24 protein-coding genes and 1 pseudogene are annotated in these 23,671 nt (G+C 71.1%); 12 read left to right on the top strand and 13 right to left on the bottom strand.

From position 1 onward, the window contains the following. Positions 1-2 precede the first annotated feature (2 nt). The 7 genes from ACTWPV_RS05350 to ACTWPV_RS05320 all read right to left on the bottom strand — a co-directional run bounded on the left by ACTWPV_RS05350 (position 3) and on the right by ACTWPV_RS05320 (position 9,147). The gene (locus tag ACTWPV_RS05350) at positions 3-1,922 is read right to left on the bottom strand and encodes an APC family permease (protein WP_443150822.1); all 1,920 of its coding nucleotides are present in this window, start codon (positions 1,920-1,922) and stop codon (positions 3-5) included. Between the two features lie 87 nt (positions 1,923-2,009). Beyond that, positions 2,010-2,270: a hypothetical protein gene (locus ACTWPV_RS05345; protein WP_443150821.1), complete on the bottom strand. Its 261-nt coding sequence runs from the start codon at positions 2,268-2,270 to the stop codon at positions 2,010-2,012. Between the two features lie 335 nt (positions 2,271-2,605). Beyond that, positions 2,606-4,168, bottom strand: coding sequence for an amidohydrolase (locus tag ACTWPV_RS05340; RefSeq protein ID WP_443150820.1), 1,563 nt, complete (start codon positions 4,166-4,168; stop codon positions 2,606-2,608). Further along, positions 4,165-5,007, bottom strand: a complete 843-nt coding sequence (locus tag ACTWPV_RS05335) for a nitrilase-related carbon-nitrogen hydrolase (RefSeq protein ID WP_443150819.1) — start codon at positions 5,005-5,007, stop codon at positions 4,165-4,167. Before ACTWPV_RS05335 ends, ACTWPV_RS05340 begins: the two co-directional genes overlap by 4 nt. Beyond that, positions 4,958-6,346, bottom strand: a complete 1,389-nt coding sequence (locus ACTWPV_RS05330; protein WP_443150818.1) for an MFS transporter — start codon at positions 6,344-6,346, stop codon at positions 4,958-4,960. Before ACTWPV_RS05330 ends, ACTWPV_RS05335 begins: the two co-directional genes overlap by 50 nt. Positions 6,347-6,350: 4 nt before the next feature. Then, complete coding sequence (locus ACTWPV_RS05325; RefSeq protein WP_443150817.1) at positions 6,351-7,802, bottom strand: aldehyde dehydrogenase family protein; 1,452 nt, start codon at positions 7,800-7,802, stop codon at positions 6,351-6,353. 10 nt (positions 7,803-7,812) lie between these two features. Beyond that, positions 7,813-9,147: an aspartate aminotransferase family protein gene (locus ACTWPV_RS05320; protein WP_443150816.1), complete on the bottom strand. Its 1,335-nt coding sequence runs from the start codon at positions 9,145-9,147 to the stop codon at positions 7,813-7,815. Positions 9,148-9,234: 87 nt separating this feature from the next. Between ACTWPV_RS05320 and ACTWPV_RS05315 the strand changes: the two genes are divergently transcribed. The 6 genes and pseudogenes from ACTWPV_RS05315 (at position 9,235) to ACTWPV_RS05290 (ending at position 13,351) form a co-directional block, all read left to right on the top strand. Next, positions 9,235-10,566: an aminotransferase class I/II-fold pyridoxal phosphate-dependent enzyme gene (locus tag ACTWPV_RS05315; RefSeq protein ID WP_443150815.1), complete on the top strand. Its 1,332-nt coding sequence runs from the start codon at positions 9,235-9,237 to the stop codon at positions 10,564-10,566. A 634-nt stretch (positions 10,567-11,200) separates the two neighbouring features. Continuing rightward, a complete protein-coding gene (locus ACTWPV_RS05310) occupies positions 11,201-11,881 on the top strand; it encodes a DUF998 domain-containing protein (protein ID WP_443150814.1) in 681 nt (226 codons plus the stop codon). 80 nt (positions 11,882-11,961) lie between these two features. Continuing rightward, positions 11,962-12,279: a hypothetical protein gene (locus ACTWPV_RS05305; RefSeq protein WP_443150813.1), complete on the top strand. Its 318-nt coding sequence runs from the start codon at positions 11,962-11,964 to the stop codon at positions 12,277-12,279. 6 nt (positions 12,280-12,285) lie between these two features. Further along, positions 12,286-12,519, top strand: a complete 234-nt coding sequence (locus tag ACTWPV_RS05300) for a hypothetical protein (protein WP_443150812.1) — start codon at positions 12,286-12,288, stop codon at positions 12,517-12,519. Between the two features lie 153 nt (positions 12,520-12,672). Beyond that, positions 12,673-12,813 (top strand): annotated as a pseudogene (locus ACTWPV_RS05295) (Gfo/Idh/MocA family protein); the annotation flags it as partial. A gap of 16 nt (positions 12,814-12,829) precedes the next feature. Further along, complete coding sequence (locus tag ACTWPV_RS05290) at positions 12,830-13,351, top strand: hypothetical protein (RefSeq protein WP_443150900.1); 522 nt, start codon at positions 12,830-12,832, stop codon at positions 13,349-13,351. A gap of 59 nt (positions 13,352-13,410) precedes the next feature. Here ACTWPV_RS05290 and ACTWPV_RS05285 read toward each other — a convergent pair whose 3' ends face one another. The 3 genes from ACTWPV_RS05285 to ACTWPV_RS05275 form a co-directional block, all read right to left on the bottom strand. Continuing rightward, a complete protein-coding gene (locus ACTWPV_RS05285; RefSeq protein ID WP_443150894.1) occupies positions 13,411-13,959 on the bottom strand; it encodes a serine hydrolase in 549 nt (182 codons plus the stop codon). Positions 13,960-13,961: 2 nt separating this feature from the next. After that, complete coding sequence (locus tag ACTWPV_RS05280; RefSeq protein ID WP_443150811.1) at positions 13,962-14,234, bottom strand: serine hydrolase; 273 nt, start codon at positions 14,232-14,234, stop codon at positions 13,962-13,964. A gap of 412 nt (positions 14,235-14,646) precedes the next feature. Then, positions 14,647-15,840, bottom strand: coding sequence for a cytochrome P450 (locus ACTWPV_RS05275; RefSeq protein WP_443150810.1), 1,194 nt, complete (start codon positions 15,838-15,840; stop codon positions 14,647-14,649). Between the two features lie 74 nt (positions 15,841-15,914). Between ACTWPV_RS05275 and ACTWPV_RS05270 the strand changes: the two genes are divergently transcribed. Then, positions 15,915-16,523 (top strand): TetR/AcrR family transcriptional regulator, encoded by a 609-nt coding sequence (locus ACTWPV_RS05270; RefSeq protein ID WP_347642384.1) that lies wholly within the window; start codon positions 15,915-15,917, stop codon positions 16,521-16,523. 88 nt (positions 16,524-16,611) lie between these two features. Here the strand turns inward: ACTWPV_RS05270 and ACTWPV_RS05265 are convergent, their stop codons facing one another. Then, complete coding sequence (locus ACTWPV_RS05265) at positions 16,612-17,109, bottom strand: nucleoside deaminase (RefSeq protein ID WP_443150809.1); 498 nt, start codon at positions 17,107-17,109, stop codon at positions 16,612-16,614. A 14-nt stretch (positions 17,110-17,123) separates the two neighbouring features. Next, the gene (locus ACTWPV_RS05260; protein ID WP_443150808.1) at positions 17,124-18,014 is read right to left on the bottom strand and encodes a PhzF family phenazine biosynthesis protein; all 891 of its coding nucleotides are present in this window, start codon (positions 18,012-18,014) and stop codon (positions 17,124-17,126) included. 93 nt (positions 18,015-18,107) lie between these two features. On the opposite strand from ACTWPV_RS05260, the gene ACTWPV_RS05255 reads away from it, so the two are divergent. The 5 genes from ACTWPV_RS05255 (at position 18,108) to ACTWPV_RS05235 (ending at position 21,946) form a co-directional block, all read left to right on the top strand. After that, positions 18,108-18,569, top strand: coding sequence for an Lrp/AsnC family transcriptional regulator (locus ACTWPV_RS05255; protein WP_443150807.1), 462 nt, complete (start codon positions 18,108-18,110; stop codon positions 18,567-18,569). A gap of 124 nt (positions 18,570-18,693) precedes the next feature. Next, positions 18,694-19,224 (top strand): hypothetical protein, encoded by a 531-nt coding sequence (locus ACTWPV_RS05250; RefSeq protein WP_443150806.1) that lies wholly within the window; start codon positions 18,694-18,696, stop codon positions 19,222-19,224. Continuing rightward, positions 19,224-20,162: a DUF4097 family beta strand repeat-containing protein gene (locus ACTWPV_RS05245; protein ID WP_443150805.1), complete on the top strand. Its 939-nt coding sequence runs from the start codon at positions 19,224-19,226 to the stop codon at positions 20,160-20,162. Before ACTWPV_RS05250 ends, ACTWPV_RS05245 begins: the two co-directional genes overlap by 1 nt. 18 nt (positions 20,163-20,180) lie before the next feature. Then, entirely contained in the window at positions 20,181-21,146 is a 966-nt protein-coding gene (locus tag ACTWPV_RS05240; protein ID WP_443150804.1) for an ATP-binding cassette domain-containing protein, read from the top strand. Next, the gene (locus tag ACTWPV_RS05235; protein WP_443150803.1) at positions 21,143-21,946 is read left to right on the top strand and encodes an ABC transporter permease; all 804 of its coding nucleotides are present in this window, start codon (positions 21,143-21,145) and stop codon (positions 21,944-21,946) included. The genes ACTWPV_RS05240 and ACTWPV_RS05235 overlap by 4 nt, the downstream gene beginning before the upstream one ends. A 26-nt stretch (positions 21,947-21,972) precedes the next feature. On the opposite strand, the gene ACTWPV_RS05230 is transcribed toward ACTWPV_RS05235, so the two are convergent. After that, complete coding sequence (locus ACTWPV_RS05230; RefSeq protein WP_443150802.1) at positions 21,973-23,670, bottom strand: ABC transporter ATP-binding protein; 1,698 nt, start codon at positions 23,668-23,670, stop codon at positions 21,973-21,975. Position 23,671 lies beyond the last annotated feature (1 nt).

The raw sequence follows: 23,671 nt of genomic DNA, 5'->3' as shown, positions 1-23,671 counted from the left end.
GCTCAGCTCCGGACGCGGAACGGCACGAAGCACACCATCGCGCTCGTGTGGTCGCGCAGGGACGCCGCCAGGAGCAGGTCACGCTGCGTGTGCAGGAGCCGGTAGCGGGGATGGGGCGGCTCGATGCGCGGGATCACCACCGCGATCCACCGGCCGCTCGCCTCCTGGCGGCGCACGTACTCGACGACGGGGCGGACCACCGCGTGACGGGGACTGTCCAGGATCTTCAGCCGGGCCTGCGGGTTCCATCGCTCCCACTTCGCGCGCAGGTCACCGAGCTCGTCGGGGGTGTCGGAGACGACGACGGCGACGATCTCCCCGCCGAGGGCCAGTGCCGCGCTGAGCGTCCGTCCGGACAGGGCGCTGATCGCCGACGCCGGGCTGATCGGGACGATCACCAGCCGTTTGCCCGGCTCGGGGCGGTGCGGCGCCGCCGGCGGCCGGCCGAGCCCGAGCGCGGCCGTGATCCGGCCGTAGTAGCGCTCGACGCTCCTGAAGAGCAGGATCAGCAGCGGGACGGCCACGAGCACCGCCCAGGCGCCTTCAGTGAACTTCGTGACGAGCAGCACCAGCGTGGCCACCGTCGTCGCGACAGCGCCGGCGCCGTTCAGCAGCGCCTTGCGCGCCCACCCTGGCGGGCGTTCCCGCGTCCAGTAGCGGACGAGCCCCGTCTGGCTGATGGTGAACCCGGTGAACACTCCGATCGCGAACAGCGGGATCAGCCGGTGGGTCTGTGCGTCCAGCGTGATCAGGAGCAGCGCGGCGAGGACGGCCACCGCGACGACGCCGTAGCGGTGGACAGGCCGCTCGGAGCGCAGAGTGAACAGGTGCGGGAGCCGGTGATCCTTGGCCAGCAGAGCCATCAGCACCGGTAGGCCGCCGAAGCTGGTGTTGGCGGCCAGCCCGAGCGCGAGGGTGACGATGATGTTGACCGCGAGGTAGAGCCAGCCCGTGCCGTAGGCGCCCGCGGTGAGCTGGGCCAGGATGGTGACGCCCGAACGCGGCACGACGTCGTCGCGCCGGATGAGCAGCGCCGTCCCGATCAGCATCGTCCCGAGCAGCAGGCCGAGCATCAGCTCGGTCCGCTGGGCCCGGCGCACCCGCGGCCGGCGGAACATCGGCACCCCGTTGGCGATGGCCTCCACGCCGGTCAGCGCCGAGCAGCCCGAGGAGAACGCCTTCAGGATCAGCAGCACGCTGAGCGCCTCGTGCGCGGGCAGGGGCTCGGGGGTGCCGACGATCGCCGCCGGGTGGGAGCGTGCCAGTCCTATGACGACCATGCCGAAGATGCTCGCGATGAACAGCAGGGTCGGCACCATGAGCCAGCGGGCGCTGTCGGCTATGCCGTACAGGTTCAGCGCGGTGAGCACGGCCAGCCCCACCAGGCAGGTCCCCAGGAGATGCGGACGGAGGACGGGCAAGGCGGAGGCGAGGCTCGCGGCGCCGGCCGCCAGGCTCACCGCGACGGTGAGCACGTAGTCCACGACCAGCGCGGCGGCGGCCAGCAGGCTCACCATCGGGCCGAAGCTACGCTTGGCCACCGCGTAGGAGCCGCCGCCGTCGGGGAAGGCGGCGATCACCTGGCAGTAGGAGGTCACCAGCAGGACGAGCAGCGCGGCGATGGCCAGCGTGATCGGCAGCGTGTGGCCGACTGCGGCGCTTCCCGCGGCGACGAGGACGAGGGCGATCGCCTCCGGACCGTAGGCGACGGAACTCAGAGCGTCGAGGGAGAGCGCCACCAGCCCTTGGAGGCTGGTCAGGTGGCTCTTGGCGCCCTCACCGTGCCGGAGCTGGACCTTGGGCGCCCGCTTCGTTGACAGGAGCGCGCCCGTGGTGGCGACGGCGCGGTCCGCCGACAGGCTCGCCTGCCGCCGGGGGCGGGCTGCCGGGGCGTCGTCGGCATCCGGTTCGCGATTGGTCACCGAGCGTCCCTTCGTCAGCCCCATCGGCTGTCCGGCGGCCCACCCGCGCGGAGATCTCGCTGTGTCCCGCCCCGGGAACCGTCCTGCTCAGGGTTTGCGCCGGCCGGGCGCGGGATGTCCCACGATCAGCCGCCGGGCGAGATCCCACAGCTGCCTCGACGGGCTGACCTTGCGGCCGATGTTCAGCGGGCCGGGTGCGCAGGTGGTGCCGCGGGTGCCGTCAGCAGCGGGTCCAGCGCCGACGTAAGCACCCTGTTCGTGATCGTCCGTCCAGTAGCCGGACCGGGGGTCGACCTGGCTGACACCTCCGAGGGTGCCGAGAGGCATGCCCGAGACCTTTTCGCGCATGCCCGTCCACTCCTTCTGTCCTTCGCGGCTTGAACCATCGACGTCGTTCCCGCAGTTCTGTCCGGAGAAAGTCGTATGACGGTCGAGAGATTCTCTGATCGCGGCATTCTTCAGATCGACCGGCCCAGCAGACAGCACGGGGTCACGGCGGCCAGGCCCGGACGAGGTTCATGGCGATGTCGATCAGCGCGCCGCTGTCTCACCGCCGGGGGGACGTTCGGTTGCGGCGGTGTTGACCGCGCCTGCGGCTCGTGGTTGGCAGCGCCCAGATCCGAGGGGCACCGGCCGGACCCGGCGGCGGACGCGCTCGAACGTCGGCTCGCCCGCGGCCGTGGTCATCCGGAGGCCCACACCCGCTCGCCGCCCACCCAGGTCGAGCGCACCCGGGTGGCCGCGATCTCGTCGGGCTCGACGGCGGTCAGGTCGGCGTCGAGGACGACGAAGTCGGCCACCTGGCCGGGAGAGAGCCGGCCCCTCCGGCGCCCGTCGCCGGTGGCGTGCGCCGAGCCGTGCGTGTAGACGCCGAGCGCCTCGATCACGCCGAGCCGCTGGGCGGGGCCGAAGTCCAGGCCCGCGGCCGACCTGCGGGTGACCATGCTCTGCACGCCGAGGAGCGGGTCGATGGGCACGATGGGGTAGTCGGACGAGCCGGCGACCTCCAGCCCGGCGTCCAGCATCGACCGGTGCGCGCAGATCCGGCCGGCCCGCTCCTCGCCGTAGAAGCCGGTGAGCGCCTCGCCGTACAGATGGGCGAAGGCGGAGAACGGCACCGGCGTGACGCCGAGCGTGACCAGCCTGGCGATGATCTCGTCGTCCACGATGCTGCAGTGCTCGACGCGATGGCCGGCCCCGGTGGCGGGCAGCGATGCGAAGACGTCGAGCAGCTTGCTGATCGCCAGGTCGCCGTTGGCGTGCACCGCGATCCGCGCTCCCGCGGACGCGACGGCGCGCACCCGGCCGGCGAACTCCTCGTCGGTGAGGATCTGCAGGCCGTTGTCCGTGCCCGTGCCGCTCGGGTAGGGGTGGAGGCACAGGCAGGTGCCGCCGGTCAGCGCGCCGTCGTACATCAGCTTCACGCCGCTCAGCTGCAGCCGCTGGTCGGCTTCCTGGCCGGGCCAGGTCGCCGGGTCGAAGTAGGTGTGCCACAGCAGCATGCTCACCCGCGGCGTGAGCGCGCCACGGTCGCGTGCCGCGGTGTACATCCGCTGCTCCACCGGGGTGACGATCGCGTCGCAGTAGGAGGTGATCCCGGCCCTGTGCAGCCCGTCGTTCACCTCGGCCAGCGCGGCCACCTGCGCGGCGAGTTCGCCGGCGGGCGCGATGGTGTCGCGCCGCGGTCCGGGCAGCCACGGGTCGAGCCAGGCGCGCTCGATCAGCCGGCCGTCGAGCCGGCCGGCGGCGTCGGTCATGAGTTGCCCGCCGTCCGGCGCGTCCGCGGCGGTGCGGTAGCCCAGCAGTTCGAGCGCCCTGCTGTTCACCACCGCCCGGTGGAAGGAGTAGTGGATCAGCACGACGGGGTGATCGGGCGAGACGGCGTCGAGGAAGTCGCGGTCGACGCCGGGGATGAGGCGATCGTCCAGCGGCTGCCCGACGACCCACTCGCCGGGCGGCGTCCGTGCGGCCCTGGCCCGCAGGGCGGCGGCGACCTCGGCGGAGCCGGCCGCGCCGGCCAGGTCGACGCGGACCCTGGCGAGCGCGGCCTGCGAGACGTGGCAGTGCGCGTCGTTGAACCCGGGCACCACCAGCGCGCCGTCGAGGTCGACCCGTTCCGCGTCCGGATGCCGCCGGGTCAGGCCGGCCCGCGTCCCCGTCGAGACCACGACGCCGTCCTCGACTGCGAACGCCTCGGGCTCGGTGCCGTCCAGGGCCAGGATCCGCCGCGCCGTGAACAGCTTCACGGCGCCACCACGGCGCCGTAGGACTCGGGCCTGCGGTCGCGGTAGAAGGCCCAGCGATCCCTGATCCGCCTGATCTCGTCCAGGTCGAGGTCCTGGACGACTAGGTCGGGGTCGGTGTCGCTCGCCGTGTCGCCGATGACCTTGCCCTCCGGGCCGACGAAGTAGGAGGTGCCGTAGAAGTCGTTGTCGCCGTACTCCTCGACGCCGACCCGGTTGATCGCGCCCACGAAGTAGGCGTTGGCCACGGCCGCGGCCGGCTGCTCCAGCTGCCAGAGGTATCGCGACAGCCCGCGATGCGTCGCCGACGGGTTGAACACGATCTCCGCGCCGCCCAGCCCGAGCGCCCGCCAGCCCTCGGGGAAGTGCCGGTCGTAGCAGATGTAGACGCCGATGCGGCCGACCGCGGTGTCGAACACCGGGTAACCGAGATTCCCCGGCCGGAAGTAGAACTTCTCCCAGAAGCCCGGCAGGTTCGGGATGTGGCTCTTGCGGTATTTCCCGGCGAAGGAACCGTCGGCGTCGATCACCGCGGCGGTGTTGTAGAGCACCCCCGGCTGCTCCTCCTCGTACACCGGGAGCACCATGACCAGGCCAAGCTCCGCCGCCAGCGCGCGGAAACGCTCCACCGTCGGCCCGCCGGGCACGGCCTCCGCCCAGTCGTAGAACCGTTGGTCCGTCACCTGGCAGAAGAACGGGCCGTAGAACAGTTCCTGGAAGCAGATCACCTTGGCACCCCGCTCGGCGGCGCGGCGCGCGGCGTCCTCGTGCTCCCGGATCATGCTCTCCCGATCACCTGTCCACCGCGTCTGGTACAGCGCTGCCCGGACGACCCTGCTCATCGTGACGGCTCCCTTCGTCTGTGACTTCACGGTTCTCGATGTTCTCCCCGTCGAGTGGCTTCGCCGGCGCGGCGGAGACCGCCACCAGGGTGATCACCGCCACCACCGACAGGTATGCGCCGACGGCGAGGCTGTTTCCCGTCGACTCGAAGAGCCAGGTCGCGAGGAACGGCGCGGGCGCCGATGCGACGATGCCGCTCAGCTGGTAGGACAGTCCGGCGCCCGTGTAACGCACCCGGGTCTGGAACAACCCGGGGATGAAGCTCGTCAGCACCGCGCTGGAGAAGGCGTGGCCGATCGGCAGGGCGAGCACCGTGGCCAGCAGGATGCCCCAGGCGGTGCCCGTGGCGAACAGCGCGAACATCGGCACCCCGATGACGATCCCGATCACCGCGCCGAGTTGCATCAGCCGCCTGCGCCCGATCCGGTCGCCCAGCATCGCGACCAGCGGCAGCGAGACGATGTCCAGCGCCGCGGCCAGCATGAGCATCAGGAGGATCTGGCCGCGGTCGAAGCCGAGGTCCTGCGGCCCGTGCGCGAGCATGAAGACGGTGGACAGGTAGAAGACGGTGTTGCCGACGCCGACGGACAGGGTGCCGATCAGCACCGCCCGCTTGTGCTCGCGCAGCACCTCGAGCAGCGGTACCCGGCGCTGCCGCTTGCGCCGGGCCTCCGCCTCCCGCATCTCGGTGAACTCCGGCGACTCGCTGACCTTGCTCCTGACGTAGAAGCCGACCGCGATCATCGCCGCGGACGCGAGGAACGGCAGCCGCCAGCCCCAGGACTGGAACTGCTCCTCCGGCATGCTCTGCACGAGGAAGAACGCGCCGTTCGCGAGCAGCAGCCCGGCGGGCACCCCGGCCTGCGGCCAGCTCGCGAAGAAGGCCCGCTTGCGTCGCGGCGCGTGTTCGAGCGCCATCAGCGCGGCGCCTCCCCACTCGCCGCCGACGGCCACACCCTGCACGATGCGCAGGATGACCAGGATGAGCGGCGCGGCGATCCCGATCGTGTCATAGTTCGGCAGCAGGCCGACCAGGACCGTGGCGATCCCCATGCCCAGCAGCGACCAGATGAGCATCTTCTTGCGGCTCATCCGGTCGCCGAAGTGGCCGAACAGCACGCTGCCGAGCGGCCGGGCGACGAACGCGATCGAGAACGTGGCCAGCGAGGCGAGCGTGCCGGCCGCCGGGCTCAGCGTGGGGAAGAACTGCCCGTTGAGCACGAGCACCGAGGCCGTGCCGAAGAGGATGTAGTCGTACCACTCGATGGTGGTGCCGACGAAACTGGCGAACGCCACCCGCACCGGAGGCACGGCAGGCGGGTTGGAGGTGGAGGACATGTGGTCACCTCTGCAAGCTCACGGATATGTGTTTGCGCTGGGTGTAACTGTCGAGCATCCCCTCGAGGGAGAACTCGCGACCGATTCCGCTCTGTTTGAAACCCCCGTAGGACTGCCCGAGGACCTGCCCGCCCCCCTGGTTGACCTGCACCCACCCGGCCTCCAGCGCGTGCGCGGTGCGCAGCGCCCTGCTCACGTCGTGCGTCCAGACGAACGCGGCCAGCCCGTACGGCGTGTCGTTGGCCATCGCGATCACCTCGGACTCCTCGCGCCACGGGATCGCGCACACGACCGGTCCGAAGATCTCCTCCTGCGCGATCCGCCAGTCGTTGGCGACGCCGGTGAAGACCGTGGGCTCCACGAAGTAGCCCTTGGACAGCGGGCCGTGCTCCGGGGGCAGGCCGCCCAGGGCGATCCGCGCCCCCCGCTGATCCATGCCGTCGCGGATGTAGCCGCAGACCTTGTCGAACTGTCCGGCGTTGACGATCGCGCCGATGTCGGTGGACTCGTCGAGCGGGTCGCCCACCGTGAGCGAGCCCAGCCGGGTGGTGAGCTTGCCGACGAACGAGTCGAAGACCGTCTCGTGGACGAACAGCCGGGAGCCCGCCGTGCAGGACTGGCCCTGGCGGAAGAAGCGCATGCCCGCGATCACGCCGTCGACCACCCAGTCCTCGTCGGCGTCGGGGAAGACCAGTTGCGGGCTCTTGCCGCCGAGTTCGAGCGAGACCGGGGCGACGCGGTCGGCTCCGGCGCGCATCACCTGCTTGCCCACGGAGGTCGAGCCGGTGAAGCTGAGCTTGGCGACGCCGGGATGCGCGGTCAGCGCCGCGCCCGCCTCCTCGCCGTAACCGGTCACGACGTTGAGCACGCCGGCCGGCAGGAACTCCTGGCAGATCCTGGCCACTTCCAGCACCGCGAGCGGGGCGTCCTCGGCGACCTTGAGCACCAGCGTGTTGCCGGTGACCAGCGCGGGGGCGATCTTCAGGGCGGAGAGCATCAGCGGGGCGTTCCACGGGACGATCGCGCCGACCACGCCGAGCGGCTCGCGCCTGGTGTAGTCGAGTACGGCGTCGCTGAGCGGGATCGTCTCCCCCTTGGCCTCGCCGGCCAGACCGCCGAAATAGCGGAAGCAGTCGACGACGAACCGGGCCTCGCCGCGTGACTGGGTGCGCAGCGCGTTGCCGTTCTCCAGCGAGACCAGCCGGGCGAGCTTCTCCACCTCCGGTTCGAGGCTGTCGGCCACGCGGCGGAAGAGATCGGCCCGTTCGCGCGGCGGGCGCGCCCGCCAGGCAGGGAGGGCGCGGGCGGCCGCGTCGACCGCGCGCCCGACGTCGGCGGCGTCGCCGCGTGGCACGCGGGCGACCGTGGTGCGGTCACCGGGGCTCTCCACCTCGATCCACCGGCCGTCGCCTGCCGTGACCCACTCGCCGTCGATCAGCATCGGTCGCTCGGACACGTGCTCCTCCTCAGCCGGTGACGTACTCGTCGGCGATCTTGAGCGCCGCGTCGTAGACGGCGAGCCCGCGGTCCAGCTCGTCGTCCTCGATGATCAGCGGTGGCGCGACGTGCAACCGGTTGAAGTGGGTGAACGGCCACACGCCGCCCTCGCGGCAGGCAGCGGCGACCCGCGCCATCGGCTCGTTGGCCTGCCCGGCGGCGTTGTACGGCACCAGCGGCTCGCGCGTCTCCCTGTCGCGGACGAGTTCGATCGCCCACATCAGGCCCATCCCGCGCACCTCACCCACGCTGGGGTGCCGCTGCGCGATCTCGGCCAGCCGGGTTTCCAGCCGCTCGCCGAGTGCGCGCACCCGGGGCAGGATCCGCTCCTCCTCCAGGACCTTCATGTGCTCGACCGCCACCGCGCAGGCCAGCGGGTGACCGCTGTAGGTGAGCCCGCCGGGGTAGGCGCGGTCGCCGAAGAACCCGGCCACCTCGGCCGAGATGATCACACCGCCGAGCGGGACGTAGCCGGAGTTGACGCCCTTGGCGAAGGTGATCAGGTCGGGCCTGACGTCCCATGCCTGGCAGGCGAACCAGTGCCCGACGCGGCCGAATCCGACCATGACCTCGTCGCAGATCAGCTGGATCCCGTGCCGGGTGCACAGCTCGCGCACGCCGCGCAGGTAGCCGGGCGGCGGGACCAGGACGCCGTTGGTGCCGACCACGGTCTCCAGGACGACCGCGGCCACGGTGTGCGGTCCTTCGAGTGTCACCACCTCGTCGAGGTGACGCAGCGCCCGCGCGCTCTCCTCCTCCGCGCTCGTGGCGGAGAACGCGGAGCGGTAGGGGTAGGGGCCGAAGAAGTGCACGGCGCCGGGCAGGCCCGGCTCGCTCGGCCAGCGCCGTGGTTCGCCGGTCAGCGAGATCGCCCCGGTGGTCGCGCCGTGGTAGGAGCGGTAGGTGCTGAGCACCTTGTGCCGGCCGGTGAACAGCTTGGCCATCCTGACCGCGTTCTCGTTGGCCTCGGCTCCGCCGTTGGTGAAGAAGACCTTCGCCATGCCCTCGGGTGCCCGCTCGACGATCATCCGGGCCGCCTCGCTCCGCACGTCGACGGCGAACGAGGGCGCGGCGTAGGCGAGCCTGGCCGCCTGGTCGCCGATCGCGGAGATCAGCCGGGGATGGCCGTGTCCGAGGTTGGAGTTCACCAACTGGGAGGAGAAGTCGAGGTAGCGGTTGCCCCCGTAGTCCCAGAAGGTCGACCCCTCCGCGCCCGCCACTGGCAGGGGGGAGATGTGGTCCTGCGCCGACCACGAGTGGAAGACGTAGCGGCGGTCGTCGTCGGTCACCTGTCGCGCGGTCACTGATACGCCCTTTCGCTGGTGGGTGGCATGAGATTACGTGCAGTAATGCCGGTAGACAATAGAAAGTTTGTTATAGTACAAACAGCTGTGGACATTTCTGCGTCGGTGAGCGACCGCACGGCGGCCGGCATCGCCAAGACGGTCGGCCGCCTGATCACCAGCGGAGAGCTGCCGGCGGGCGAGCGGCTGCCGACCGTCAGGCAGCTCGCCGAGGCGCTCGGCGTGAGCCCGGCGACCGTTTCGCAGGCGTGGCAGCGGCTGCTCAGAGCGGGCCTCGTCCGCACCGACGGCCGGCGTGGCACGGTGGTGCGCACCCCGGCGAATTTGACCGGCCCGACCAGATACAGCCGGCTGCGGGCCGAGGGCTTCGCCGGCCTGCTCGACCTGTCGGAGAGCTGGCCGGATCCCGCGCTCCTGCCACGCGTGGAGTCCGTGCTGGAGCAGCTGAGCAGGGATCAGCGCACGAGCAGCTACTTCGACCCGCCGCTGCTGCCCGGCCTGGAGGAGGTGTTACGGGCGGACTGGCCGTTCCCGCCCGCGGTGCTCGCGCTGGTCGACGGGGCCATGGACGCGGTGGACCGGCTGCTGTCCGGGCTCGTCCGGCCCGGCACCAGGGTCGTGGTCGAGAACCCGACCTTCCCCCCGATCCTCGACCTCCTCGAGCTGTTCGGAGCCGAGGTCGTCGCGCTGCCCGTCGACGACCGCGGCATCGAGCCCGGCGACCTCGGCGCCGCGCTGCGCGAGGCCGACGCGGACGCCGTCATCCTCCAGCCGCGCGGGCAGAACCCCACCGGTCACAGCATGGACGAGCCGCGCGCCGCGGAGCTGGCGGCGGTGCTGCGCGACTCCACGGCACTGATCATCGAGGACGACCACTCGGCAGGGATCTCCGTGGCCGAGCCGGTGAGCCTGGGCCACCACCTTCCCGAGCGGACCGTGCACATCCGCGGCTTCTCCAAGTCGCACGGCCCCGACCTGCGGATGGCCGCCGTCGGCGGCGCCGAGGGACCGATCATGTCGCTGCTGCGTCGCCGGATGCTCGGCTCCGGCTGGACCAGCAGGCTCCTGCAGAACGTCCTGCTGCGGCTGCTCACCGGTCAGGAATCCCAGGAGCAGGTCGCCGCGGCACGGAACGAGTACGCCGCGCGGAGATCGGCGCTGCAGCGGGCGCTCACCGCACGCGGCGTGACCGCCCACGGCAGGGACGGCACCAACCTCTGGGTCGGCGTGCGCAACGAGCAGCAGGCGCTGGTGTCGCTCGCGCTCAACGGCGTGGCGGTCGCGCCCGGATCGGCGTTCATGGCGACGCGGCTGCCCGGTGACTTCCTCCGCGTCGCCTGCGCGCCGCTCGACCAGCACGACGTCGACGGCGTCGCCGAGACCATCGCCGAGGCGGCGCACGCCACCCGCCGCCGCTGAGCCGGCCCCTGATTTCGCGCGTCGGCCGCGGAGCTGCGCGGGCCGGCGGGGTCCTGAACGCCCTCGCAAGGTCAGGGCGTGACGATGGCGAAGTCCCGCGTGGGCTCCTCCAGGACGGCGGTCAGCCGGTGCAGGACGGTCATGTCGCCCCAGTCACGATATCTATCAGAATTGACTTATATAAGTATCAGCTGAGATTATCAACCCGTGCACGCGGCGATGTGCTCGGCGGCGCGGCCGGTACCTCCGGCGCCTGCACGGCGTCGTCCCCGCACCACTCAGGAGGCCCGCATCCGGCTGGAGCGTTGTCACCGGTTCTGGAGTCGGCGCCTTGACGCGCTGGGCACCGAACTCGCGCGGGCCCAGCGCGAGCGCCACCACCCGCTTGACGAGAGGCCGTCCGCGGAGCGACGACCATGCCCGAAGGACGAGGAGGAGGGAGCGAACGAATGATCGACGTCGTCGGCCAGATCAACGCCACCCAGCCGGTCGCCGCCGGAGCAGGACGCTCGCACCGCACCGACGGCCTGGGGCTTCGGCCGCGTCCAGATCATCGAACGCGGCCGGCGCGGCGGCCACCAGGTACCGAGTCCGCCGGACGGCGACTCGCCGACACTCATGAGGAGTAGACCCGATGACCGAGAACCTCACCACTACGGCGTCCGGCGGGGCGGCGCGGACGCTGCTGCTGTGCGGCATCGCCGCAGGCCCCCTCTACATCGTCGTGGTCCTGCTGCAGATGCTCACCAGGGACGGGTTCGACATAAGCCGGTACCCGGCCAGCATGCTGAGCAACGGTGACCAGGGATGGATTCAGATCGCCAACTTCGCGGTCAGCGGCCTGCTGTTCATGGCGGGAGCGGCCGGCCTGCACCGGGCACGCGGTTCGGCAGGCCGGGCCGGCACCTGGGGGCCGCGGCTGGTCGGCGTCTTCGGCGCCGGGATGGTCGCCGCCGCCTTCTTCTCCGCCGACCCTGCCGACGGCTTCCCGCCGGGGACGCCCCTCGGCGCGCCCACGAGCATGAGCACGCAAGGGATGGTTCACTTCCTCGTCTCCGCGGTCGCCTTTCTCGCGCTGATCGCCGCGTGTTTCGCGTTCGGCCGACGGTTCGCGACGACCGACCGCCGCGGCTGGGCCGCCTTCAGCATGGTGACCGGTGCGCTCTTCCTGGCGGCCTGGATCTCGATCTTCGCGACGCAGGGCTCCCGGGTGGCCAATGCCGCCTTCGCCCTCGCCATCGCGCTCATCATGGTGTGGGCATCGCTCCTGGCCGCGTACCGGCTGATTCGGCCCGGCGTGGCGGCACCGGCCTGACCTTCCGAGGGCGGCGGCGACGCCCGGGGCAACAGCGGAAAAGCCTATGGACGCTTTGAGTGACGTGATGAATACTCTACGTGCCATGCTCTTTCGCCCTCGCAACCACTTCCTCCAGCACGGCATACGCCCCGCTCGACACGTCAGCGGCCGCGCAGCAGGGCCGGATCAGGCTGCCGACCCTGGATCCGGACCTGGCCTACCGCGTCGAACCCGTCCCGCTCTCGGCCGGCGCCCTCGTGCGCACCCACAGCGGGAAGCCCTCCTGGTGGCTCGACCGTCCCGTCATCTCCGGCAGGGCGCTGGAGGCCGTCGGGCTGCAGGGACCCATGCTGCACCCCAAACAGGCGCTCGTCTTCCGCCTGGTCGCCGATCAACCCACACGACAGAGGAGCTGAAAGCCCGTGGGACACCTTGTACGTTTCTCCTCGCCAGGCACGGTCGACGTGGTCGAGGTCGAGGACCCGTCACCGGGTCCCGGGGAGGTCCTGCTGGAGACGGCGTACTCCGGGATCTCGCCCGGCACCGAGCTGACGGCCTACCGAGGCACGAACCCCTACCTGGCGAGTGAGTGGGACCCGGCCCGCAAGCTGTTCGTCCCGGGCGGCGCCACCAAGACCTACCCGATCGACGCCTGAGGTTACGAAGAGGTCGGCCGGGTGGCGGCAGTCGGGTCCGCGGGCGACGAGGACCTGGTCGGCAAGCTGATCTGGGGATCGTGGGGTCACCAGTCGAAGGCCGTGCGTCCGGTCGGGTACGCCAGGGAGCGGCTCCTGCCCGGCGTCGAGCCGATGCTGGGCGACGTCCGTTCGCTGCACGCGGACCGCACGCAGCGGCTCCCGTCAGACCCCGCGCACCGGCTCAACAACCCCGACCTGGCCGGCGGCTGCCTGCTGGACGTCGGCGTCTACCCGGTGTCCTTCGCCCACGACATCCTCGGGGGCTCCCGTGGAGGTCACCGGGCGCGGCACCCTGAGCGACACCGGCGTCGACGTGTGCGTGGCGACGGCCCTGCGTCACCGCAACGATGCCCTCTCGACGTCGTACTCCTCCATGGAGACCAGAGGCCCCAACACCGCCGTGGTGCTCGGGACCGAGGGCCGGATCGAGATCGACTCGGTCTGGTACTTCCCCGCGGTGGTGACTGTCAAGAATGTGACAGGGCAGGAACTGGAACGGTTCGACCAGCCGGTGAGCGGCAGAGGCATGCAGTACCAGGCCGCGGAAGCGGAGCAGCTGATCGCTGAGGGCGAGGTCGAGAGTCCGCTGATGACCCACGAGCAGTCGGTCGCGGTGATGGCCACGATGGACGCCGTCCGCGAGGAGATCGGGGTGCGCTGTCCCGGCGAACAGCGCCGGCAGAAGCCGGCCGGGTGGCCGGGACGGCGCGCACGCCGCCCCGGACGCTGCTGGGCTGGGATGAGCGACGTGGCGGCGACCGGGGTGGGACGAAGCCCGCCAGCGCGGTGAACCGCCGGTCTCAGCGATCAAGATGCGGCGGACCCGGGCCCTTTCCGGACCGCGTGGTGCTAGTTCGAGGGGCAGAGGATCGCTTCGGCGGCCTTCTCCATGAGGGGATCCAGCTCGGGATCGAGGTTGGAGGCGGCCAGGGTGGCCGACAGGGCGAACTGCACGCGGCCGTCGGGGGTGTTGTAGGTGGTGGACTTGTTTCCGGGGCCGCCGCCCGTGACGCCGAAGTAGCCGCCCTTGCCGTCGCAGATCCGGCTGTTGGCGGCCGGCTTCGACGCGGTCTTGGCCGGTTGCTCCTTGGGCAGCAGGCGGCCCAGCAGCACCTGGGTGAGTTCCTTGGGCAGCAGCTGGTTCTTGACCAGGGCGCGGTGGAAGGCGCTGACGTCGTCGGAGGTGGAGATGACCCCGGCGGCAGCGTAGCCGTGGCTCATGTTCTGGCGGTCGACGTCGCGCAGCTTGCCGTCCTTGTCGGGGTAGTAGCCGTGGCCGTGCGGGCCCTTGATGCCGCCGGGCGGTTTGACAGGCAGGTAGGTCTTGTCCATGTCGAGCTCGTCGAACAGGCGTCGTTCGAACTCCGCCGCCACGGTGTGCTTGGTGTACCTCTCGATGATCAGCCCGAGCAGGAAGTAGTTGGTGTTGGAGTAGCTGAACTGGGCGCGGCGAACTTCTTCTCCTTGACCAGCTGGAGGATCACGGTGCCGGTCATCAGCTTGGTCTGTGAGCCGATCCGGTAGCGGGCGGTGGGAGGGATCTTGCCGCCCTTGTCGTCCAGCAGGCGGGTGCCGCCGGTGCCCTGGTCGACCCGCCTGCCGTCGACGTAGACGGCGCCGATCGCGCCCACGACCTTGGAGCTGGCGGCCAGTTCTGTGAGCGCCTTCTGCACGTCACCGAACCGGGCGATCCGAGCCGGTGGCGGCGGCGGGTGCGGTGACGCCGAGCGTCAGCATCGCGCATGCCAGACCGGCCAGGCCGACTGCTGTCGTACGATTCACGATTGAAATTTCCTCCTGTCCAGACGCGCAAGCATGGGTGGCTTGATCGCCTTCAGCGCGTGGTCCATGTGTAGTCCTGACAGGGTTTCCTCCGCGTTTCCGACCGGCGCGGTCAGCGATCGGCCGCCGTCGGCGTGCGATGATCGTGGCACCTGCAACGGCCACTGCGGCCGCTATGGAGGCGAGTTCGCGCCGCATGCGTCCGCCTGATCGCCTGATGCTCCAGTGGCCTCGCGGATGAGCAGCGCGCCGGCTCCGTACGAGGGAATCGTGAAGACGTCGGTGCAGCGCCCGGAGGCGCCACTACCAGGTGACCGGAAGGGCGGCCACGCCGTAGATGGTGGCCCGCGGCCGCAGCGGAACCTCCGCAGCGGGTACGGCCAGCCGCAGCCCGGGGAAGCGGCGAAGCAGCGCCGGATAGGCCAGCCGCATCTCCAGCCGGGCCAGCTGCTGGCCCAGGCACTGGTGGATGCCGTGGCTGAAGCCCAGCTGCGCTCCCGCCTGGCGGGTGACGTCGAAGCGGTCGGGGTCGGGGAACCGGGTCTCGTCCCGGTTGACGGCCGGGATGGAGATCGTCACGGTCTCCCCTGCCTTGATCGTCCGCCCGGCGAGCGGCACGTCGGCCCTGGCGACCCGGATCGGGCCGATGTGGGTGATGCTGAGGTACCGCATCAGCTCCTCGACAGCGCTCGCCGCGACGCCGGGATCGGTGCGTACCAGCTCCGCCTGTTCCGGGCGGCACAGCAGCAGGAACGCGCCCAGGCCCAGCATGTTCGCGGTCGTCTCATGCCCGGCGGTCAGCAGCAGCGTGGCCACGCCGGTGAGCTCGTCGTGGGTGAGTTCGCCGCCGGCGGCCAGCCCGCTGATCAGGTCCTCGGCGGGTTCCGCCCGCTTGCGCCCGACCAGCTCGGACAGGTAGCCCATCAGCTCGGCGTGCGAGGCGCCCCGCTGCTCGGCGGAGTTGTCGAAGTTCACCGCCCGCGCGGTGGTGTCCTGGAAGTGCGCGCGCTCGCCGTACGGCACGCCGAGCAGCTCGCAGATCACCAGTGACGGGATCGGCAGCGCGAACGCCTGGACCAGGTCGGCGGGAGCTCCCCCGCGGGCCATCTCCTCGAGCCGGCCGTCGATGATCTCCTGGATCCTGGGCTCCAACCGCCGCATCTTGCGCATGCTGAAGTGCCCGGTCAGCAGCCTGCGGAAGCGGGAGTGCTCGGGATCGTCCATCGCGATGAAGAAGCCCGGCGGGATCACCCAGTCCGTCAGCCCTTCGGGCGGCATCAGCTCCTTGATCGGCGGCGCGCCGCCCCCGCCCTGCGTGCTGTTGCTGAAGCGGGGGTCGTCGAGCACCGCGCGTGCCTCGGTGTAGCCGGTGACCAGCCAGCCGGGCCGTCCGTCGGCGTAGGTCATCGGGTGCAGCGGTCCCTGGAGCTCTTTCAGTACGGCGGGCGGCTCGAATGGGTCCGTCCGATCGAGGGGCAGCGTGTCGAGGGTTTCCATACCTCACAGAAAAGCGCACAGACTGCGAATTTGCAACATATGCATAAACGCAGAGACTGCGATAGGGTGGCGCCGTGGAAGGCCATCGCGAACGCAAGAAGATCCGCACCCGCCGTGCGCTGCTGGAGGCCGCGGTGCGGCTGTTCAGCGAGCGGGGCTACGAGCAGACGACCGTCGCCGAGATCGCCGCGGCGGCCGACGTGGCACCCCGCACCTTCTTCGCGTACTTCGCGAGCAAGGAGGATGTGCTCTTCCTGCACGTCGAGGATCGCGAAAAGGACATGCTCGACGTGATCGCCGGGCGGCAACCGGGCGAGCCCTTGGGAGCTCTGCTGGGCCGGATGTTCGACGCGCTGGTGCGCAGTATGGGCGAGGACGATGAGCTGGACTTCGCGCTGTCACCGCTGCGGGCGCAGCTGATGTTCACCGAGCCCGCGCTGCGCGCACGCGGGCTGACGATCATGATGGAGGTGCAGCCCCGGGTGGCCAGGGCTCTGTGCGAGGTCTATCCCGGGCTGGATCCCGTGTCGGCCGGGGCGGCGGTCGGGAGCTTCATGGGCGCGCTGGCCACCGCCGGCCTGGTCGCCCAGCAACAAGGCGCCTCCAATCAGGACGTCCTGACCGCCGGACGACGCGGCATCCAGATCGCCGTCAACGGGCTGTCCAGCCTCGACGACTCGTGACACACGCCCCCGGCCACGCTCTCACCCAGGAGAGGACGTGGTGACCGACCGGGAGGGCAGCCGGTCGATGCCGGGGGGCGCCGTCGGCTCAGCCGGAGCGTCCGGCCGCGCGGGTGTGCAGGTCCCGCATCTCCTCGTCGAGAGGGGGCACCGGTCCTGTGACCGGGATGCCGGGTGCGATCTCAGCGATCGGCAGGCTCCGCACGGGTAAGGCGGGGCGCCCGAGCGCCGCCCGCCACTCGGCGAGTTGTGCGGCGGAGTGGACGTAGACGATCCGGCCCAGCCCGACCCAGGCGTGCGCCGCCGAGCACATCGGGCAGTGTTCGCCCGACGTGTACACCGTGGCAGTCGATCGTTGCCGTGGCGTGAGGTTCGCCGCCGCCCATCGGGACAGGGCGATCTCCGGGTGGGCGGTCGGGTCATCGGTGGTGGCCTCGCGGTTGCGTTGCTCGGCCAGGACGGCTCCGTCGGCGTCGGCGAGAACCGATCCGAACGGGTCGTCGCCCCACTCCAGAGCCTCGGTGGCGAGCTCGACGCAGCGGCGCAGATGCGTCAGATCTGTGGGTGTGAGGTCATCGACGGACATCGTGGTCCCCCCGTTCACGCGAGCCGGAGTTCTCCACGGCCGGTGACGATCCCGGACCCGGAGATCCGCACCCGGTCGCCGTCGACCTCGAGCTGGATCCGGCTGGGCCGCCCGAGGCGGTGGCCCTGCTCGATGACGACCAGCCCGCCATCGGCCCGTTGATGACGAGTGAGCAGGGCGGCGAGCGGACCCGCGGCCGTGCCGGTGGCCGGGTCCTCGACGATGCCCACGGTGGGATTGAAGAACCGGCTGTAGGCGTCCGCTTCGGGCTCGCCGGGTGCGGTGGTGTAGACGTAGCAGCCTTCGGCGCCCACCTCGGCCAGGATCGCGGCCAGGGGCCTGCTGTCGGCGGCGGTGCGGTCGACAGCGGGGCGGTCGGCCAGCGGGACGAGCAGGTGAGCCACTCCCGTGGAGACGACCTGCGCCTGCCCATCGGCGGACAGGTCCGCAGGCTCCAGTCCGAGCGCGGCGAGGAGGCGCCCTGCGTCCTCCACCACGGGCCCGAACACGGGCGCCGACTGCTCCATCACGATGCGGACGTCGCGCCCGGGCCCGCGGACCACTTCCACCGGCAGCACGTCCCCGCCTATTTCCTGCATCAGCGTCCGCGACGGTTCGTCTCCGGTCAGCCCCTGGTCGGCGAGCCACAGCCAGGCGCCGAGCGCGTTGTGGCCGGCGCCGTCGACCTCGGCGCCGATCGGGGTGAACGACCGCAGCCGCCATGCGGCGCCCGGCCGGGTGGGCCGCAGCAGGAAGGTGGTCTCGGACTGGTTGAACTCGCGGGCGATGTCGCGCATCTGGTTCACCGTCAGGTGGTCCGCGTCAGGAACCAGCGCCAGCGGGTTACCGGCCAGCGGGCGCTCAGCGAAGACGTCGATGAAGAAGAACGGTGTCGTAGTCGTCATGAGGACAACGCTAGGGAGCCCGAATCGCGGTTCACACGCGCAATCGTTCGACCATTGGGGATATCGACGCAGAATGTGCGGAATCCTGCACCTATGACGAACACGCCAGACGTCAGGCCACTGGATGACGTGGACCGCGCCCTGATCGCCGCCATCCAGACCGACGGACGCGCGACCCTGGCCAGGCTCGCCGAGATCATCCAGCTCAGCGTCTCCGCCACGCGGATCCGGCTGCGCGCGTTGGAGGAGCAGGGGGTCATCGCGGGCTACCGGGCCCGTGTCGAGCCCGAAGCCCTGGGCTACACCCTGCGCGCGATCGTCCGGATGAAGGTCCACGGTTCGCTCTACGACAAGGTCAAGGCCATCCTGGCCGACCGGCCGCAGATCGTGCGCTGCCTGCGCGTCACGGGAGAGTCCTGCTACGTGATGGAGATCGTCGCCACCGGCATGGGCGACCTCGAGCAGATCACCTCCGAACTCGCCCGTGTCGGCTCCATCACCACCGACCTGGTCTACGAGATGGTCGTCGACCGCCCTGTCCCCCTGCTCACCTGACCCTGCTCACCTGACTTCGGCGCCGGTCGCGCCCGCTCGTACACGCCTGCCTCGCGTCTTCACGACGCCAGGAATAGCCCCATCAGGCGTTGCCATGACGTCATAAAGGTGCCACTATGACGTCATGGACCTTGCGCCGTATGTCGATCACCTCCGCCGCGAGCTCGCGATCGCCGCGGGGGCGGGCGGCGAGGAAGCGCGTGCGCTGGCGGAACGTCTCGCCGCGACGCTCGAGTCGGCCGCCCGGCTCGCGCTGCTGGAGGCTCTGTCAGCCGCCGCGGACGAGATCACCCAGGACCTCGCACCAGGCTCTGTCGAAGTGCGCCTGCGCGGGCGCGACCCCGCTTTCGTCGTGACGCCACCGCCGGACGCCCGTTCGTTCGCGGAGGAAGGCGGGACCGGGCAGGCCGACAGACCGCCCGCCCCGTTGCCGCCCCCCGACGCCGACGACGGCGGCACGTCCCGGATCTCGCTCCGGGTCCCCGAGCACCTCAAGCCGCGCATCGAGGAGGCCGCCACCCGGGACGGGCTGTCGGTCAACGCCTGGCTCGTCCGGGCCGTCTCCGCCGCACTCGATCCCGGTGACGCCGATCGCCGCTCCGGCCGGCGCCCGGCGCAGCGGAGCGGCAACCGCTACAGCGGCTGGGTGCGCTGATGACCATGCCGACCCACGACAAGGGGACCGCCGTGCCGACCTTCGACACCCCCGAACCCATCTCTGCCGTCATCGACCTGCCGGCCGCCACCATCCGGATCAACGCGAGCGACCGCACCGACACGGTCGTCGACGTCCGCCCGAGCGACCGGCTCAACGACGCCGACGTGCTGGCCGCCGAGCACACCGAGGCCGACTACGCCGGCGGCAGGCTCCTCGTGCGGACCGGCAGGGAGCATGCCGGCCCAGCCTCCGGCTGGGGCCTGTCGCTCGACAGGCTCGTCGAGTCGCCCGCGAGCTGGGCACGTTCGCTGCTGCACGGCCCTGGCTCGGTCGACGTGACGATCGACCTGCCGGCCGGCTCCCGCCTGGATGCCAGGACGGCGTCGGCCGTCCTGTGCCGGGGATCGCTCGGCGAGGTGACGATCAGCACCTCGCATGGAGACATCCGGATCGAGCAGGCCGGCCGGCTACGGCTGAAGAGCACCTATGGCGACATCTCGGTCACCCGCGCGACCGGGCACGCCGAGGTCACCACGACCCACGGTGGCATCCACATCGGCGAGATCGACGGCACCGCCGCGGTCAAGACCTCCCACGGCGACGTCCGCCTCCGCGAGGTGACCGGCGACCTGCGGCTGAACAGCGCCCACGGCGACATGACCGTGGACCGCGCCCTGGCCGGCGTCACCGTCAAGACCGCGTACGCCGGCGTGGAGATCGGCGAGGTGGTGTCCGGCTCGATCACCATGGAGACCACCGGCGGCGGCCTGGATCTCGGCATCCGCGACGGCACCGCCGCCTGGCTGGACGTGAGCTCCACGTACGGCACCGTGGACGTCTCCCTCGACCCCGGCGACGCCCCCGCCGAGACGGACCAGGTCGTCGAGGTGCGGGCCCACACCACCCACGGCGACATCGTCATCCACCGTTCCTGACCGACCGAGGAGATTCTCATGCCTGACGCGATCGTGGCCGAGGGACTGGTCAAGAAGTACGGTGACGTGGCCGCCCTCGACGGGATGGACCTGGCCGTTCCCGAGGGAACGGTGTTCGGGCTGCTCGGCCCGAACGGCGCCGGCAAGACCACCACGGTGCGCATCCTCACCACGCTGCTCAAGCCGGACGCGGGGCACGCCACGGTGGCCGGACTCGACGTGGTCCGCGACGCGCGCCGGCTGCGCGCCCGCATCGGCGCCTCCGGCCAGTACGCCGCCGTCGACGACCACCTCACCGGCGCCGAGAACCTGGAGATGGTCGGCCGCCTCTACCATCTGGGCACCAGGCGCAGCCGGCAGCGCGCCCGCGAGCTGCTGGAGCGCTTCGACCTGGCCGACGCCGCCGATCGCCCGGTGCAGGGCTACTCCGGCGGCATGCGACGCCGCCTCGACCTGGCCGGCGCCCTGGTCGCCGACCCGCCCGTGCTGTTCCTCGACGAGCCCACCACCGGCCTCGACCCCCGGGCCAGGATCGGCCTGTGGGACGTCATCGCCGAGCTCGTCGCCGCGGGCACGACGGTGCTGCTCACCACCCAGTACCTGGAGGAGGCCGACCGGCTCGCCGACCGCATCGCCGTGGTCGACCACGGGCGCGTGATCGCGCTCGGCACCGCCGACGAGCTGAAGGACCAGGTCGGCGGCGACCGGATCCAGCTGTCGGTGACGAACGCGGCGAACCTGGAGACCGCCGCCAGAACGCTGGCGCCGCTGGCCCTCGGGGACATGCAGATCGACGCCGCCGCCCTGCGGGTGACGATCCCGGTGGCCGGCGGCGCGGCCGCACTGACCCGGGCGCTCGGCCACCTGGCAGCCGAGCGGATCACCGTACGCGATGCCGGCCTGCGCCGGCCGACCCTGGACGACGTGTTCCTGAGCCTCACGGGACACCAGTCCGGCGAGACGACCGAGGAGAGCCTCCGATGAACGCTTTGCGGCTGGCAGCCGCTGACGGCATGACGATCGCCAAGCGCAACGCCCTGAAGATCCGCAGAGCTCCCGACCTGCTGGGCGGCGTGGTCATCCTCCCGATCGTGTTCGTGCTGCTGTTCACCTACGTCTTCGGCAGCATGATCAGCCTGCCCGGCATGTCGTACGCGGAATACATGCTCCCCGGGATCTTCGTCATGACGATCACCACGAGCGCGCAGATCACCGGCTACACGCTGACGCAGGACCTGCAGAAGGGCATCTTCGACCGGTTCAGGACACTGCCGATGTCGCCCTCGGCGGTGCTCACCGGCCAGACCGTCAGCGACGTCATCATGAACCTGACCAGCATCGTCACCATGACGCTGGTCGGGCTGCTCGCCGGGTGGCGCATCAACAGCTCGCCGTTGGAGGCCGCCCTCGGGTTCCTGATGTTGCTGCTGTTCGCGTACGCCTTCTCCTGGGTGACGGCCACGGTCGCGCTGGCCCTGCGCACGCCCGAGGTCTTCAACAACGTCGCCACCATCGTGTCGCTCCCGCTGGTCTTCCTGTCCAACGCCTTCGTCGACAGCGCGCGGCTGCCCGGACCGCTGAAGCCGATCGCCGAGTGGAACCCGGTCTCCACGCTCGTCCAGGCCGCACGCGAGCTGTTCGGGAACACCAGCCCGGCCATCCCCGCGCCCGGTGCCTGGCCGCTGCAGCACGCGGTGCCGGTGTCGCTGCTGTGGTCGGTCCTGCTCCTGGCCGTGTTCGTGCCGCTGGCGACGCGGCTGTACACCAGGGCCGTCAGCCGGTGAACCACGACGTCGTCGGCAGGCGCGGATCAGGGCGCCCACTCGTACGACATCGCGGGACGCAGCCGCCCGTCCTCGACGACCAGCAGCCGGTCGCCCGGCTCCGCCGACGGGGACCGGTGGGTGATGACCACCAGCGCCCTGTCGCGGCAGTGGCGGCGGAGGACGGAGAAGACGTGCTCGGCGGTCACTCCATCGAGCGCGCTCGTCACCTCGTCCACGATCAGCAGGCCGCACGGGACCAGCAGGGCGCGGGCGACCGCCAGGCGCTGGCGTTCGCCGCCGGACAGCTGGTGGCCGTCCTCCCCCACGGGGGTGTCGAGACCGTCCGGCATCGCGTCGACCAGGCTGTCGAGGCTGACGGCCGCGAGGACGGCGCGCATCTCCTCCTCGGTCACGCCGTCCCGGGCGAAGGCCAGGTTCTCCCGGATCGACCCGCTGAACATCGTCGTGTGCTGGGGGACGAGCGTGGCGACGTCGCGCAGCCTGGCGGCGCCGTCGACGAGGACCTCGCCTCGTGCGGGGGTCAGCAGGCCCGCGAGGACGAGCCCGAGCGTGCTCTTGCCGGAGCCGGTGCGGCCGGTCAGGACGGTGACCGTCCCGGCGGCCACCACGAGGTTGACGTCATCGAGGACCGGGCGGCGGCCACCGCCGTAGTCGTGGCCGACTCCGATGAGGACCGCCGACACGCCGGTCACGGCCTCACGACGGGGCGGTCCGGGGCGGTCGATCGGCTGCGCCTCCGGGATGTCCAGATATTCGGCGATGCGCTCGAACTTGGCCACCGCGGCCTGCACGGACCCGCTGAGCAGCAACAGCGTCTCGATCGGCGACGACAGCCGCATCTGCAACAGCGCCATGACCACCACCGTGCCGACGGACAGCCCGTCGAGCACCGTCCCGGCCAGCCAGAAGATCATCGGTGGCACGCAGGCGAAGGACGCGCCGATGGCCATGTAGGCGAGCGCCCCCGTGACGCGCTGGCGGATCGTCACGTCACGCACGTCCTGGCACACCTGCGCGAAGCGCTGCCGCTGTGCCGCCGTACGGCCGAGCGTGCGGCCCAGCAGGACGCCGCCGGCCGACAGGTCCTCCGCCGCGTACCGCATCAGCGTGGTCAGCAGCCGTTGCCGTTGCCGGGCCAGCCCACGGCGGCGCAGCGTGAAGCGGTGGTTGAGCAGGCTCAGCAGCCACGCCAGGGCCAAGGACACCAGCGCGAGCGGCCAGCTCAGGATCGCCATCGCGAGGGCGGCGGCGGCGAGTGAGGTGATCGCGCCCAGCGCCTGCTGCGCCGTACCCGTCACCAGCTTGTCGACCCCGTCGACGTCACTGATCAGCCTGGCCTGCGTCTCCGCGGCCGACCGTTCGGAGTAGAACCCGAGTGGCCGCGAGTTGACACGGTCGTACAGGTCCATGCGCAGCTGTGCGCTCACTCGTTGCCCCACCCAGTTCGACCAGGCGATCTCGCCGACCGCGAGGACGCTGCCGAGCAGGCCGAGGGCGACGAGCAGGCCGCACAGCAGGGCGAGCGCCGCTGCGTCGCGGCTGGGCAGCGCCTCGTCGATGACGACCTGGATGAGGAGCGGCGACGCCACGCTCACCGGCACGGACACCAGCACCAGCGACAACGACCCGATGACATGGCGCCGGTACGGCCGGAACCAGCCGCCGATCCGGCGGGCGGCCCCCCAGGTCGTGAGCTCGGGCCCCGTCACAGGCGCGGTCATG

The organism is Nonomuraea sp. KM88, from assembly GCF_052245635.1.
Classification (GTDB): domain Bacteria; phylum Actinomycetota; class Actinomycetes; order Streptosporangiales; family Streptosporangiaceae; genus Nonomuraea.
This window is presented reverse-complemented; position numbering and strand designations above follow the sequence as displayed.

Excerpts from the sequence above, each read along its gene's own strand:
- ACTWPV_RS05235 (WP_443150803.1), top strand. The coding sequence starts at position 21,143 with ATGAACGCTTTGCGGCTGGCAGCCGCTGACGGCATGACGATCGCCAAG.
- ACTWPV_RS05240 (WP_443150804.1), top strand. The coding sequence starts at position 20,181 with ATGCCTGACGCGATCGTGGCCGAGGGACTGGTCAAGAAGTACGGTGAC.
- ACTWPV_RS05345 (WP_443150821.1), bottom strand. The coding sequence starts at position 2,270 with ATGCGCGAAAAGGTCTCGGGCATGCCTCTCGGCACCCTCGGAGGTGTC.
- ACTWPV_RS05255 (WP_443150807.1), top strand. The coding sequence starts at position 18,108 with ATGACGAACACGCCAGACGTCAGGCCACTGGATGACGTGGACCGCGCC.
- ACTWPV_RS05260 (WP_443150808.1), bottom strand. The coding sequence starts at position 18,014 with ATGACGACTACGACACCGTTCTTCTTCATCGACGTCTTCGCTGAGCGC.
- ACTWPV_RS05275 (WP_443150810.1), bottom strand. The coding sequence starts at position 15,840 with ATGGAAACCCTCGACACGCTGCCCCTCGATCGGACGGACCCATTCGAG.
- ACTWPV_RS05265 (WP_443150809.1), bottom strand. The coding sequence starts at position 17,109 with ATGTCCGTCGATGACCTCACACCCACAGATCTGACGCATCTGCGCCGC.
- ACTWPV_RS05310 (WP_443150814.1), top strand. The coding sequence starts at position 11,201 with ATGACCGAGAACCTCACCACTACGGCGTCCGGCGGGGCGGCGCGGACG.
- ACTWPV_RS05245 (WP_443150805.1), top strand. The coding sequence starts at position 19,224 with ATGACCATGCCGACCCACGACAAGGGGACCGCCGTGCCGACCTTCGAC.
- ACTWPV_RS05230 (WP_443150802.1), bottom strand. The coding sequence starts at position 23,670 with ATGACCGCGCCTGTGACGGGGCCCGAGCTCACGACCTGGGGGGCCGCC.
- ACTWPV_RS05335 (WP_443150819.1), bottom strand. The coding sequence starts at position 5,007 with ATGAGCAGGGTCGTCCGGGCAGCGCTGTACCAGACGCGGTGGACAGGT.
- ACTWPV_RS05330 (WP_443150818.1), bottom strand. The coding sequence starts at position 6,346 with ATGTCCTCCACCTCCAACCCGCCTGCCGTGCCTCCGGTGCGGGTGGCG.
- ACTWPV_RS05250 (WP_443150806.1), top strand. The coding sequence starts at position 18,694 with ATGGACCTTGCGCCGTATGTCGATCACCTCCGCCGCGAGCTCGCGATC.